This is a genomic window from Pseudomonas fungipugnans, assembly GCF_029955235.1.
Lineage (GTDB): Bacteria > Pseudomonadota > Gammaproteobacteria > Pseudomonadales > Pseudomonadaceae > Aquipseudomonas > Aquipseudomonas fungipugnans.
The window spans coordinates 2,080,783-2,094,618 of the sequence record NZ_JARBWL010000001.1; the positions used below are offsets into that span (position 1 = coordinate 2,080,783).

The following is a 13,836-nucleotide window of genomic DNA, read 5'->3' on the forward strand; positions in this document are numbered from 1 at the left end:
TTTTTGTGATAGGGTTCGCGCCCTTAAAAAACCGCCCAAGCCGTTTTGGATCGTGAAGAAACGATGACAAACGGTGCAATGCAGCAGGGTCGCGGCCTACACGCTCGTTCCACGTTTCACACACAATTTACGCACAGGTTTATCCACAGGTAGTACGTTGCAACACCCCCCAAAACGCATTATCTTGTAGCTCGGCGCCAAAAAAACCCTACATGTAGGGTTTTGCGCAAAAAACCAAACACAAATCAGGCACCAAACTCAAGCGCTTTATTGCCTCTGCCTGGTTGAACCAAACGTATTTTTAGAAGACCAAACCGCGCGTGCGGATGGCGGCTGTTTTCTGCACAAATCGGCGAAAACGGTACGGGTGTTGCAGTCCTTGACTGTCACCCACAGGAATCCGGTTTCCAGCTTACGGCTGGTCACCCAAGACTTCGGCATGGAAGCGGCGCTCCAAAGGCCCCCTTCCTGAACTGTCCCGAGGTCGTTATGCCCGGCGCTGCCGGTTGTAGTGCTTCAGGACGGAACGGTGGGCACCGTGATGGTGCCCAAACAAACATAGAGAACGTGGAGACACCCCCCCATGCAAACCGACACAACTCGCGAGAACCCGCAGGGCACCTTGCCGCAGGCCGCTGATTCGAATTCGGATCTGTCCGCCACCGCGCCTGGCCAACTGCGCGTGATCAAGCGTAACGGCACTGTCGTTCCTTATACCGATGACAAAATCACCGTCGCCATCACCAAAGCGTTTCTCGCAGTTGAAGGCGGCACCGCTGCTGCCTCGTCGCGAATCCACGACACCGTTGCCCGCCTGACCGAACAGGTCACCGCGACCTTCAAGCGTCGCATGCCATCGGGTGGCACCATCCACATCGAAGAAATCCAGGACCAGGTCGAACTGGCCCTGATGCGTGCCGGCGAGCAGAAAGTAGCCCGCGACTATGTGATCTACCGTGACGGTCGTTCGAAAGAACGCGCCACCCGCGCCCCGACCGAAGAAGCGGTCAACGCGCATCCGTCGATCCGCATCACCCGCGCCGACGGCACTTTTGCACCGCTGGACATGGGTCGCCTGAACACCATCGTCACCGAAGCGTGCGAAGGCCTGGAAGAAGTCGACGGCGACCTGATCCAGCGCGAAACCCTGAAGAACCTGTACGACGGCGTGGCCCTGACCGACGTCAACACCGCCCTGGTAATGACCGCCCGTACGCTGGTCGAGCGTGAGCCGAACTACTCGTTCGTCACCGCCCGCCTGTTGATGGACACCTTGCGTGCCGAAGGCCTGAGCTTCCTGAACGTTGCCGAAAGCGCGACCCACCACGAGATGGTTGACCTGTACGCCAAGGCTTTGCCTGCGTACATCGCCAAGGGTATCGAATTCGAATTGCTGAACCCGGTCCTGGCCACCTTCGACCTGGAAAAACTCGGCAAGGCGATCAACCACGAGCGCGATCAGCAGTTCACCTACCTGGGCCTGCAAACCCTGTACGACCGTTACTTCATCCACAAGGACGGTATCCGCTTCGAACTGCCGCAGATCTTCTTCATGCGCGTGGCCATGGGCCTGGCGATCGAAGAGAAGAACAAGGAAGACCGTGCGATCGAGTTCTACAACCTGTTGTCGTCCTTCGACTACATGTCCTCGACCCCTACCCTGTTCAACGCCGGCACCCTGCGTCCACAGCTGTCCAGCTGCTACCTGACCACCGTGCCGGATGACCTGTCGGGCATCTACCACGCGATCCACGACAACGCCATGTTGTCGAAATTCGCTGGCGGCCTGGGCAACGACTGGACACCGGTTCGTGCGCTGGGTTCGTACATCAAGGGCACCAACGGCAAATCCCAGGGCGTTGTACCGTTCCTGAAAGTGGTGAACGACACCGCCGTTGCCGTCAATCAGGGTGGCAAGCGCAAAGGCGCTGTGTGTGCCTACCTGGAAACCTGGCACATGGACATCGAGGAGTTCATCGAACTTCGCAAGAACACCGGTGATGACCGTCGTCGTACCCACGACATGAACACTGCCAACTGGATCCCTGACCTGTTCATGAAGCGCGTCTTCGATGACGGCAAGTGGACCCTGTTCTCGCCATCCGAAGTACCGGACCTGCACGACCTGACCGGCAAGGCCTTCGAAGAACGCTACGAGTACTACGAAGCCCTGTCCGAGTACCCGGGCAAGATCAAGCTGTTCAAGACCATCCAGGCCAAAGACCTGTGGCGCAAGATGCTGTCCATGCTGTTTGAAACCGGCCACCCATGGCTGACCTTCAAAGACCCGTGCAACCTGCGCAGCCCGCAGCAGCACGTGGGCGTGGTTCACAGCTCGAACCTGTGCACCGAGATCACCTTGAACACCAACAAGGACGAGATTGCCGTTTGCAACCTGGGCTCGATCAACCTGCCGAACCACATCGTCAACGGCAAGCTGGACACCGCCAAGCTGGAACGCACCGTGAACACCGCTGTTCGTATGCTCGATAACGTGATCGACATCAACTACTACTCGGTGCCGCAAGCGAAGAACTCCAACTTCAAGCACCGTCCGGTCGGCCTGGGCATCATGGGCTTCCAGGACGCCTTGTACCTGCAGCACATCCCTTACGGTTCCGACGCTGCCGTCGAGTTCGCCGACAAGTCCATGGAAGCGGTCAGCTACTACGCGATCCAGGCTTCCTGCGACCTGGCTGACGAGCGCGGCGCCTACGAGACGTTCCAGGGTTCGCTGTGGTCCAAGGGCATCCTGCCGCTGGATTCGCAACAGATCCTGATCGAGCAACGTGGCCAGAAGTACATCGACGTTGACCTGAACGAATCCCTGGACTGGGCACCGGTTCGTGCCCGTGTACAGAAAGGCATTCGTAACTCCAACATCATGGCCATCGCACCGACCGCAACCATCGCCAACATCACTGGCGTCTCGCAGTCGATCGAACCGACCTACCAGAACCTCTATGTGAAATCGAACCTGTCGGGCGAATTCACCGTGATCAACCCGTACCTGGTTCGCGACCTCAAGGCTCGCGGGCTGTGGGACTCGGTCATGATCAACGACCTGAAGTACTACGACGGTTCCGTGCAACAGATCGAGCGCATCCCGCAAGAACTCAAAGAGCTCTACGCGACGGCCTTCGAAGTGGACACCAAGTGGATCGTTGACGCCGCCAGCCGTCGTCAGAAGTGGATCGACCAGGCTCAGTCGCTGAACCTGTACATCGCCGGCGCTTCGGGCAAGAAGCTGGACGTGACCTACCGCATGGCCTGGTACCGTGGTCTGAAAACCACTTACTACCTCCGTGCCCTGGCCGCAACCAGCACCGAGAAGTCGACCATCAACACCGGCAAGCTGAACGCTGTTTCCAGCGGCGGCAACCACGGTGAAGATTCGGTCCTGGCAGCCCCTGCCGGTCCGGCGCCAGTGCCCAAGGCCTGCGCGATTGACGAGCCGGATTGCGAAGCTTGCCAATAAGCTGAACCGGTAGGCGCTTGACGGCGCTGACCTGAAACCCCCGATGAGCCTCTGGCTGGTCGGGGGTTTTCTTTTGCCTGGTGAGAAAGCGCCAGGCACAAAAAAAACGGCGAGACCTGAATGACAGGTTTCGCCGTTTTTGTTAAGTGCCGCGTGGCCGTCAGACCATCGACAGCTCGGACGCCGCCTGCCCTACCACTGGAATGGTGAACGAGTCGCCATTGACCGTGGTAAATGACTCGATGGTGTTGGAACCCGCATACCAATCAACAAGAATCACCGCGTTGCTCTGGTTACCGGCTTTCCACTCCACGGCATTGTAGATCAGGGCGTTGGTCCCATCGGACTTGAAGATCACGTCCGCATAAGACTGGATATCCAGGAGCTGGACCACGTCACGACCCGAACCACCGTCGTCCTTGATCATGACGCTGGTAGACGATTGCACTTTGTAAGTGTCGCCGCCCTCGCCGCCATTGGCATAGCCACCACCCAGCAGGGTCAGGGTGTCCGAACCGGCGCCGCCATACAGCTGGTATCCACGCCCCTCGCCCATCAACTTGTCATTGCCTTCGTCGCCATAGGCAATGCCCACGTAGACACGAAGTGTGTCGTTGCCGGCATCGCCATGCAGGATGCTCCCCATGTCGTTGTTGGCGCCCCACAGGGTGTCATCGCCATTGCCACCCCAGAGCTGATCCGCTTCGGCGGTGCCGCTGCGATCCGGGCCGTTGAAGGCAAATGGCTCATACTTGCCACCGTAGAGGTAGTCGTTGCCGTCGCCACCAAAGATCTGGTCATTACCTTCGCCGCCATAGATTTCGTTTTGAACGGCGTTGCCGGTCAGGGTGTCGGCGAATGCCGAACCATGCAGACCTTCGATATTGACCAGCACATCGCCGGTGGCATCGCCCCCGGTAACCGTGCCTGCCAGCATGTCGATTTGCACCGCCGCCGAACTGCCGATGTACCAGGCTGCATCGGCAGTCCCTGCCCCTCCATCGATAAAGTCAGCGCCCTTGCCCCCAATGAACGTCTGGTCGCCAGCTCCACCGATCAACGTATCGTTGAACGCAGTGCCTTCCCAGTTCTCGATATTGGTATAGATGTCACCTGCCGCTGCCCCAGTCAAAGGCTGGGTAAGGTCCAGTGTGATGGCCGAGCTTTCAAAGGCAAAGCTGACGGTATCGCGCCCCAGAGCACCATCGAAGTTATTGGCCAGTTCGTTACCGATAAAAGTATCGTCGCGGCCCGACCCTACGATCTTCTCGATGCTGTCGAAGGTATCGCCCTTGGCGATCGCCGTATGCTCGCCAGTCTTGAGGTTGATGGTCACGCCGATCGGTCCGATGTCGTTGTAGCTGACAGTATCGAAGCCCGCCCCGCCAATGAACGTGTCGCCTCCATCGCCGCCCATCAGGGTGTCGTTACCCGCCCCGCCAGTGATGATGTTGTCCAGGGCATTACCCCATGCCTGGAAATTGGCCGTGCCGGTATACGTCAGGCGCTCGATGCCTGCGTTGAGCTGGTAAAGCGCCTGATTGGTGCGCACTTCATCATTACCGCCACCGGCAAGTTCGACGATAGCGCCGTAATTGGCGTTGTTGAGAATGTAGACATCGTCACCCGCCCCGCCCTGTACCGTAAAACCGGCCGAGTTGGTGTTGGCCATGAAGACGTCGTTGTAGGCCGAGCCCACGACCTTCTCGATCCCCGTGAAGCTATCGCCTTCAGCATCGCCCCCCATGCCGGTTCCGGTTCCAACACCGGTTGCACCCAATGTCAGGGTCACGCCCTGGCTGGATTGCGAGTAATCCGCCACGTCGATTGCGGTGCCTGCTCCACCGTCGAATTTGTCCGCCAACGCACCGCCCATGAACGTGTCGCCATACTGCGAGCCCCGAATCAATTCGATATCGGTGTAGGTGTCGCCCGCTGCAATACCGCTGTGCACGCCGGTCTTGAAGTTGAGCGTCACGGCAACGGTGCTGTCGTCATAGCTGACGGTGTCGGTGCCACTGCCGCCGATGAAACGGTCGGCGCCACCCCCTCCCAGCAAGGTGTCGTTACCCGCGCCACCGGTGATGATGTTGTCCGTGGCGTTGCCGCGACCGGTGAAGTTGCCAGTACCGGTGTAAGTCAGACGCTCGACGTTGTTGGACAGGCTCAGGCTGGCCTGGTTGGTCCGTACTTCATCGTCACCGCCGCCGACCGCTTCGATAATCACGGCCGAAGCGCTGTTGTTGACGATGTAGACGTCGTTACCAGCCCCACCCTGCAGGGTCAGGGTGCCTGTCGTGGAATAGCTGAACACATCATCGTAGTCCGAACCGATCACCTTCTCGATCCCGGAGAACGAATCACCCTCGGCATCGCCACCCAGGCCAGTGCCGCCTCCGGAAACCAGGGTCAGGTTAATGGCCGCGGAGGACAGCGAGTAGTCGACGACGTCCACGTCGCCCATGTTGGCATTGCCACCGTCGAACTTGTCGACGCCGGCGCTTGCGAAGAACGTATCGCTGTACCTGGAGCCGCGAATGATTTCGATGCCGTCAAAGGTGTCGCCAGCAGCAATGCCTGTATGAACGCCGGTTTTCAGGTTCACCGTCAGGCCGACGGTGGAGTCGTCGTAACTGACCGTATCGGTGCCGGCCCCGCCGATGAAAGCATCAGCACCCGCGCCGCCCATCAGCAGGTCGTTGCCCGCACCACCGGTGATGATGTTGTTGCCGGCATTGCCAGTACCGATGAAATTGCCGGTGCCGGTGTAGGTCAGGCGCTCGACTTCGGCGCTCAATGTCATGTTCAGCAGCGAGGTACGTACCTCGTCGTCACCGCCACCTGCGGCCTCAATCACGGTTTGATAGGCAGGGCCGTTGATGATGTACAGATCGTTACCCGCTCCGCCCTGCAGCGTGAAGCTCGCGGCACCGCTGGTGAATACATCGTCCCGGGCCGAGCCGACGATTTTCTCGATGTTGATAAACGCATCGCCTTGAGCGTCGCCACCCCGCCCGCTGCCCACGCCGAGTGTGGTGAGGGTGATGTTGACGGCCTCAGCGGACGTCGAGTAATCAACCGTATCAACAGCGTTACCCGTGCCGCCGTCAAAGGTAATTGCTTCTTGGCCGCTGACGAACGTGTCACTGTTCTGGCTGCCACGGATGATCTCGATACCGGAGAAAGTATCGCCCAGGGCGAAACCGGTATGGACACCGGTTTTCAGGTTGATGGTCACGCCAGTGGAATTACTGTCCTCATAGCTGGCCGTGTCGATACCGGCGCCGCCAATCAATTGGTCAGCGCCCGCGCCACCGATGAGCAGGTCGTTGCCGGCGCCGCCCGTGATGATGTTGTCCCCGGTATTGCCGCGCCCGGTGAAGTTGCCAGTGCCGGTGTAGGTCAGACGCTCGACTTCAGCCCCCATACCCATGCTGGCCTGGTTGGTCCGAATCTCGTCGTCGCCGCCGCCGGCCAACTCGCCGACCGCTGCCGACCCGGTGCCGTTGATGATGTAGATGTCGTTACCGGCGCCACCGTTAAACGCCATGTTGCCGGCGTTTACGGTCAAGACGTCATCGTAAGCCGATCCCGTGATCACCTCGATGCTGCTGAACGTATCGCCTTGCGCATCGCCACCGAGCCCGGTGCCTGCACCGTTGGCCACGGTCACGTTGACCCCTTGGCCGGAGCCGACAAAGCTCAGGGTATCGTAGCCATTACCCCCCTCAAAAGTGGTAGCGCCAGCGTCGCTGACAAAGGTGTCGGTGTAGCTGGAACCACGAAACACTTCAATGCCACTGAATGTATCGCCGGCAGCAAAGCCCGTGTGAACACCGGTTTTCAGGTTGATCGTCACCCCTGTACCCGAGACGATATCTTCGTAACTGGCAATGTCGATGCCCGCGCCGCCAATCAATTGGTCGGCACCCGCACCACCGATGAGCAGATCATTGCCCGCGCCGCCAGTGATGATGTTGTCCCCGGCATTGCCGCGCCCGGTGAAGTTGCCAGTGCCGGTGTAGGTCAGGCGCTCGACTTCAGCACTCATCCCCATGCTGGCCTGGTTGGTACGAATCTCGTCGTCACCGCCGCCGGCCAACTCGCCAACCCCTGCCGACCCGCTGCCGTTAATGATGTAGATGTCGTTACCGGCGCCACCGTTAAACGTCATGGTGCCAGCGTTCAGGGTAAAGACGTCATCGTAGGCTGAACCTGTGATCACCTCGATGCCGCTGAACGTATCGCCTTGCGCATCGCCACCGAGCCCGGTGCCTGCACCGTTGGCCACGGTCACGTTGACCCCTTGGCCGGAGCCGACAAAGCTCAGGGTATCGTAGCCATTCCCCCCCTCAAAAGTGGTAGCGCCAGCGTCGCTGACAAAGGTGTCGGTGTAGCTGGAACCACGAAACACTTCAATGCCACTGAATGTATCGCCGGCAGCAAAGCCCGTGTGAACACCGGTTTTCAGGTTGATCGTCACCCCTGTACCCGAGACGATATCTTCGTAACTGGCAATGTCGATGCCCGCGCCGCCAATGAGTTGGTCAGCGCCCGCGCCACCGATGAGCAAGTCATTGCCATCCCCACCGTTCAGGATATCGTCGCCTTCAAACCCGCGTATTTGATCATCGCCCGCAGTACCTATCAGCGTGTCTGCAGCGTTGGTACCATTGATTACCGCCATTACATTCTTCCTTGTGTGTGTGTTGGAATAGAGAACGCTTATTGCGACGCAAACAAAAAAGCCCCTTTCAAGAAAGGGGCTTTTCAGATCTGACTAACTTCCACTCAACAACTGTATGGCGGCGCCAGGACACATCGCCGCCATTCACTTACGGACGGCAACCGCCATTGTTGTACGGACCGGACATGCGAATCCAGCCTGTCGGCTGGGGTACGTTACTGCATATGAAGCGACCGGTAGATGCAGATTGATACTTCCACCAGGAAGCCGGCTTCGCCTGAACACACACGGCGGCCAACAGCAAAGTAGCGGCCAGAGTAAAACCCAAACCTAAACGCAGTGACATAGTAAGTTCCCTTTCACATAACCCCTCGTACTCGAATCAGACAGGTCGCTTCATGCAACGCATAAAATCGCTGATTCAACGAGAGACGGTAACGAGGGGCCCGTCATTTGGCCCCCTCACATCATCAAGGACGGCAAGCCGCATTGTTATAGGAGCCAATCAACTTGATCCAGCCCGCCGCTTGAGGAACGTTACTGCACATGATCCGGCCCGTTGATGCGGATTGATATTTATGCCAGGCCGCTGGCGCTGCCTGAACAGACACCGCACCCAACAACAAATTAGCAGCCAGAACAAATCCCAAACCCATACGCAGTGACATAACAATCTCCCTTTAAAAAAACGCCCTGCACCCGATACTGCCAGCCAGCCTGTCGGCAACTTGCAATCCGAACGATTAATAATTCGCACCCATCAAGGGCCGCAACCGCAGCGCACCACTGCCACCGTAAACAGCACGGCACCAGCAGCAACTTCCACAGTTACTTAAACCTCGAAAAGAGCGCGCACCTTACTCCACCACCCCCGTCAAAACAACATCAACTTCAACCAGGCACACAGGGGTATTTATTAATTAAATAGCACAAACAAAAACAGCAACCAAGCAACCCCCTACAACTTATATTGCATGGAAAGCATTGACCCACATCAACTAAATTAACTAACTACGCCCAGACATTCGACACAATCTTCCTTAATTGCAAATCGCTCACATGAAAAACTAACGTTACTGCGCTGATTAAATTTAGCGACCGAAGCCCCCACCCAGTGCCAGATAAAGACCCATTTGTGCCTCCAGGCGATCAAAGCGGTTCTGCGCGAGCGTGATTTGCGCCGCGCGGCGACTCTCTTGCAGGTCCAGCCACTCCTTGATCCCCGTCTGCCCACTGCGATAACGAACCTCGGCCAGCCCCTCGGCCCTGACCGCAGCGGCCAGGGCTTGCTCACGCAACACACCCTGCTCCGCAAACTGCACCCGTGCCGACAGCGCGTCCTCAACGTCAGCCAGCGCGGCATACAGCCCTTGCCGGAATCCGACGACCGCCGCTTCGTAGTCGACCTTCGAAATCCCAACGGTGTACTTGCGCACGTTCCATTGCAAAAAGGGCAGTGTCACCCCGACACCCAACATGCCCGTGGGGTCGCTGAGGACATTGCTCAGCTCTCGACTGCCGCCGGTAGCCAGGCTGCTGGTCAGCGTGAAGCCGGGGTAGAAGCTTGCCCGCGTTGCGTCATAGTTCGACAGCGTCTGACGCAATCGCCATTCGGCGGCCTGTAGATCCGGGCGACGATCAACAAGATCTGCCGGCAACCCCGCCGGGACGTTCTCCAGTGCCGCCGAAGGCAACTGCTCAAGCTCGAAAAGCCGGTGCTGGGGCGCCTGATCAAACACAATCGAGAGGGCGTTGCGCGCCACTTCCCGTTGCTGCAGATAATCGGTCAGTACCGCACGCTGCGTGGCCAGCGCCTGCTCGGCCTGCGCCTCTTCCATTCCCGTCGCCGCGCCCACCAGGCGCTGGGACTGCACCAACCGCAGGGTCTGTTCGGCGTATCGAATACTCTCTCGGGCGGAACCGGCCAACTCGTTGAACAGCCCGATGCGCCAATACAGGCGAGCGGTAGTACCGATCAAGCTCAAGGCACTGGCACGCCGGTCATATTCGGTCGCAAGCACCTCCCACTCGGCGGCATCACGCGTACTCGCCAGCCGCCCCCACAAATCGACTTCGTAGCGCACCGAGGTAGTGCTGGTAAATCGACGCTCGCTTGAGCTGCCACGGCGCATAGCCCTGTTCCAACCCGCGCCCAGGCCAACTTCCAGGTCAGGGCTGACATTGGTGCCGGTCAAACCGGCCTGAAGCATCGCCCGACGCACTCTGAGGGCTGCGACAGCGAGATCGTTGTTACGCGCCAACGCATCGTCGATGAGCGAATCCAGACGCGGATCGGCAAATGCCTCCCACCATCGCTCACCGGTCGCCAGCGTTCGCCCGTCCGCGGCCTCGCCGAACCAGTAGGCAGGTGTCTGCACCGGAGGCTGACGGTATTCGCTGTGCAACAACGCGCCACAACCTGCCAACCACACAGGCAGCAATAGCACCGATACCCATTTATATGTCGTGTCCTTCATTCTCGGGCCAACGCATGAATAGGATCGAGCCGGGCCGCGTTGCGCGCCGGGATATAACCGAACATGACGCCCACCAACAAAGAACACAGGCAGGCAGATACCATCGCCAGTGCCGTAAATTCCATGACGATCATTTGCACGAAGTAACCAAACACCTGGCTGATCAACAGCGACAACAACAGCCCCAGCAGGCCACCCAGCAAACACACCAGCACGGCCTCGATCAAAAATTGCTGCAGGATGTCTGCCCGTCGCGCGCCCACCGCCATCCGAATACCGATCTCTCGGGTGCGCTCGGTCACCGACACCAACATGATATTCATCACACCGATGCCGCCCACCAACAGAGAAATAAAGGCCACGGCCGAGATCAGCAGCGTCAGGGTGTCCGTGGTCTTGCGCACGGCCTTGAGGATGCTGTCGCTGGAGTTGAGGAAAAAATCCTGGCGGCCATGGCGCGCCAGCAATAACGTTTGCAGGGCTTGCTCTGCGGCGCCGCTCACCACCTGATCCTTGAGCCGGACCTTGATCGCATTGAAATGGCTCTGCCCCAACAACCGCCCCATGACGGTCGTATAAGGCAGATAGACCTGCAGGCTCGGCCCGAAAAATCCGTCATCACGACTTTCCATGACCGCTACCACCGTGCACGGCAGGCTGCCGACAAAGATCACTTTGCCCAGCGGTTGCTCCCACTCCTTGAACAACCGTTGCCGAGTGTTGTGGTCAATCACCAGGGTCTGGCCCTGACGCACCACATCGCTTGCGCTGAACGCCGACCCTTTGGCCATGTTGATGCCCATGACCCGGAAGTAATCCTGATTGACACCGCTGACCGAGGCGTCGACGTGCTGATTGCGGTATCGAATGGTCCGGTTGCCGCTCACCATCGGTGTAACGCTGTCGACCCAGAACTGCGCCTGGATGATCCGTAAATCCACGGGTTGCAGCGTGCGGATCGATGCAGCCTGTTCGTCCCCCCAGTCCTTGCCCGGGTACACGTCGATCGTGTTGGTGCCCATAGCACTGATGTCACGCAGCACCCGGGTTTGTGCGCCCTGCCCCAACGCCACCACCGACACCACCGAGGCGATGCCGATGATAATGCCCAGCATGGTCAGCAAGGTGCGCATTCGATGGCTGCACAGGGAAATCCAGGCCATTTTAAAGGCCTCGCCAAATCGCCGCCAATACACCGCAAGCCCGTCGCGCACTTGATCTTGCGAACTCGCCGCAGGTTCGATGGGCCGCTGCACAACGATCTTTGAATCGGCGATCAACCGATCGGCAACGATCTCGCCGTCATGGATCTCGATGACTCGGTCGGCGTACTGCGCTATGTGCGGGTCGTGGGTCACGATGATGATCGTGTGGCCGTTCTGATGCAGCTCACGCAGGATCGCCATCACCTCCTCGCCACTGCGCGAGTCCAGGGAGCCGGTTGGCTCATCGGCCAGAATCACCGCGCCGCCATTGATCAATGCCCGGGCAATGCTGACCCGCTGTTGCTGCCCGCCAGAAAGCTGTCCCGGTCGGTGATGCAATCGCTGCCCCAATCCAAGGCGCTCAAGCAAGGCTTTGGCCCGCTGCTGATGCTCGCTGAAGGGTTGGTCGGCATATATGGCCGGGACCTGGACGTTGGCCTCGGCACTGAGGTGAGACAGCAAGTGAAAACGCTGGAAAATGAAACCGAAATGCTCACGGCGCAGCGTCGCCAGGTCATCGCTGCTCATCTGGGCCATGTCGATGCCATTGATGCGGTAGCAGCCAGCGGAGGGACGATCCAGGCACCCGAGGATGTTCATCAGGCTTGATTTTCCGGAACCGGAAGGACCGACAATCGCCACCATTTCACCGGCTTCGATAGCCAGGTTTACGTCACGCAGAACGTGAGTCCTGGCCTCGCCGTCGGCAAACCAGCGCTGCACCCCTTCAAGCAACAGCAGCGGCATGACCGGCGAAGCGTCGTCGCTCAGGAGCCTGGGGCGCAGTCGCCCGGCGTCATTGGCGTTGCTCATAGTGGCGCGAGCTCTTCACCGAGCACGACTTCGTCGTGTTCCTTGAGTCCGTCCAGCACCTGGACGATCAGGTCGTTGCGCAGCCCGGTTTTCACCAGCACGGTGTGCGGCTGACCATCGATCAACTGGCGCACTTCATAGCGACCGTCAGCGACACGCTTGCCAAGCGCGGCCACGGACAGCGTCGTGGCCTTTTGCGCCGAGTTCAGCAGCACGCTGACTTGCGCAGTCATCGAGGTGCGTAATGAGCGATCTTCATTGGGCACCTCAAACAGTGCGTTGTAATACACCGCCGCATCGGCACTGCCCGCCGCCGAACCACCCGAGCCCTGCATCTGATCCTGACGGACAATGGATTCCGGAGCCGGCTCAACCGCGCGTATATGACTTTCAAAACGCCGATCCGGGTCGCCCAAAACGTTGAAGGACACCGATTGACCGGGCTTGACCCGCACCACATCAGCCTCGGAGATCCGCGCCTCGACAGTCATCCGGTCGAGCTGAGCAAGGATCAGTAACGTCGGAACACTCTGCGCGGAAACAACCGTCTGACCTTCCTTGGTCACCACGGAAATCACTTCGCCGTCCATTGGCGCATTGATACGCGTGTAGCCCAGGTTGACTTCGGCGATCCTGATTTCTATTTCAGCCTGGGCGATTTGTGCCGCCAGGGAAGCCAGTTCCGCACGAGCGCTTTGCAACTGCGCCTCGGCGATCTCCAGATCAGCGCGCGAGCCCGCCTCGCTGGCGACCAGGCTTTGCTTGCGGCGAAAATCGAGTTCGTACTGGCGGATCATTGCCTGTCGGGCCCGATGCTGGGCACGAACACTGAGCAGCGCGGCGCGCGCCTTGAGCAACTCATTCTGCGGCAACAGGGGATCGATTTCGGCCAGCAACTGACCTTGGCGCACGGTATCGCCCAACCCGGCCTTGAGGCTTTTCAGTTGACCGTTGACCTGAGCACCAACGCTGACTTGCTGGAAGGGCTTGACCACGCCGCTGGCCAGCACCGTCTCGTCCAGGTTTTCGACCGTGACGGTGGTGGTCAGGTATTTTTTCGGGGAAGGAGCCCAGTAGCTCCAGGCCAACCAGGACAACAAGGCACAAACCAACAGTGTTGCGAACGCAATGCGGGAGCGAGAAAAAAAAGCCATGTATTAATCGTTACATCCCTGT

At 59.0% G+C, this 13,836-nt stretch carries 6 protein-coding genes; 1 reads left to right on the forward strand and 5 read right to left on the reverse strand.

Annotated features, from left to right (window positions below; genetic code table 11):
- The first annotated feature begins 583 nt into the window (after nt 1-583).
- On the forward strand, nt 584-3,478 hold the full coding sequence (locus POF45_RS08355; RefSeq protein ID WP_259495736.1) for a ribonucleoside-diphosphate reductase subunit alpha: 2,895 nt from the start codon (nt 584-586) through the stop codon (nt 3,476-3,478).
- 160 nt (nt 3,479-3,638) lie between these two features.
- Here the strand turns inward: POF45_RS08355 and POF45_RS08360 are convergent, their stop codons facing one another.
- From POF45_RS08360 to POF45_RS08380, 5 genes are all read right to left on the reverse strand, one after another.
- Nucleotides 3,639-8,165 carry a beta strand repeat-containing protein gene (locus tag POF45_RS08360; protein ID WP_282315506.1) on the reverse strand — a complete coding sequence of 1,509 codons (4,527 nt, stop codon included), beginning with the start codon at nt 8,163-8,165 and terminating at the stop codon, nt 3,639-3,641.
- A 470-nt stretch (nt 8,166-8,635) separates the two neighbouring features.
- Nucleotides 8,636-8,833, reverse strand: a complete 198-nt coding sequence (locus POF45_RS08365; protein ID WP_259495739.1) for a hypothetical protein — start codon at nt 8,831-8,833, stop codon at nt 8,636-8,638.
- Nucleotides 8,834-9,256: 423 nt separating this feature from the next.
- Nucleotides 9,257-10,642 carry an efflux transporter outer membrane subunit gene (locus tag POF45_RS08370; protein WP_282315507.1) on the reverse strand — a complete coding sequence of 462 codons (1,386 nt, stop codon included), beginning with the start codon at nt 10,640-10,642 and terminating at the stop codon, nt 9,257-9,259.
- Nucleotides 10,639-12,594, reverse strand: coding sequence for a MacB family efflux pump subunit (locus tag POF45_RS08375; RefSeq protein WP_259503236.1), 1,956 nt, complete (start codon nt 12,592-12,594; stop codon nt 10,639-10,641). Before POF45_RS08375 ends, POF45_RS08370 begins: the two co-directional genes overlap by 4 nt.
- Before the next feature lie 62 nt (nt 12,595-12,656).
- A complete protein-coding gene (locus POF45_RS08380) occupies nt 12,657-13,814 on the reverse strand; it encodes an efflux RND transporter periplasmic adaptor subunit (protein ID WP_259495743.1) in 1,158 nt (385 codons plus the stop codon).
- Nucleotides 13,815-13,836: the final 22 nt, after the last annotated feature.

Bases quoted from the DNA above. Each gene is read 5' to 3' on its own strand.
- POF45_RS08355 (WP_259495736.1), top strand. From the start codon at position 584: ATGCAAACCGACACAACTCGCGAGAACCCGCAGGGCACCTTGCCGCAG.
- POF45_RS08360 (WP_282315506.1), bottom strand. From the start codon at position 8,165: ATGGCGGTAATCAATGGTACCAACGCTGCAGACACGCTGATAGGTACT.
- POF45_RS08365 (WP_259495739.1), bottom strand. From the start codon at position 8,833: ATGTCACTGCGTATGGGTTTGGGATTTGTTCTGGCTGCTAATTTGTTG.
- POF45_RS08370 (WP_282315507.1), bottom strand. From the start codon at position 10,642: ATGAAGGACACGACATATAAATGGGTATCGGTGCTATTGCTGCCTGTG.
- POF45_RS08375 (WP_259503236.1), bottom strand. From the start codon at position 12,594: ATGCCGCTGCTGTTGCTTGAAGGGGTGCAGCGCTGGTTTGCCGACGGC.
- POF45_RS08380 (WP_259495743.1), bottom strand. From the start codon at position 13,814: ATGGCTTTTTTTTCTCGCTCCCGCATTGCGTTCGCAACACTGTTGGTT.